Consider the following 302-nt stretch of genomic DNA (forward strand, 5'->3'; position numbering starts at 1 on the left):
ACCGCGGCGCAGCCGGCCTCGATCGCGGCGAACACGTATTTGGGCTGGAAGTGGATGTCGGCGATCACCGGGATCTGCGATTTCTTCGCGATCGCGGGCAGCGCCTCGGCGTCGTCGGCCGACGGGCACGCGACGCGCACGATGTCGCAGCCCGCCGCGGTCAGCTCGGCGATCTGCTGCAGGGTGGCGTTGACGTCGGAGGTCAGCGTCGTGGTCATCGACTGCACCGAGATCGGGTGGTCGCTGCCGACCCCCACCGACCCCACCATCAGCTGGCGGGTCTTGCGACGCTCGGCGAGAAC

Annotated in this window: 1 protein-coding gene; it reads right to left on the reverse strand. The window is 69.5% G+C overall.

Translation table 11 applies throughout. From position 1 onward, the window contains the following. On the reverse strand, positions 1 to 302 hold a 302-nt coding region (locus tag EIZ45_RS45880; protein ID WP_167756743.1), incomplete at both ends, for a flavodoxin-dependent (E)-4-hydroxy-3-methylbut-2-enyl-diphosphate synthase.

Origin of the sequence: Amycolatopsis sp. CFH S0740 (assembly GCF_004522315.1) — a bacterium.
Taxonomy (GTDB): domain Bacteria; phylum Actinomycetota; class Actinomycetes; order Mycobacteriales; family Pseudonocardiaceae; genus Amycolatopsis; species Amycolatopsis nivea.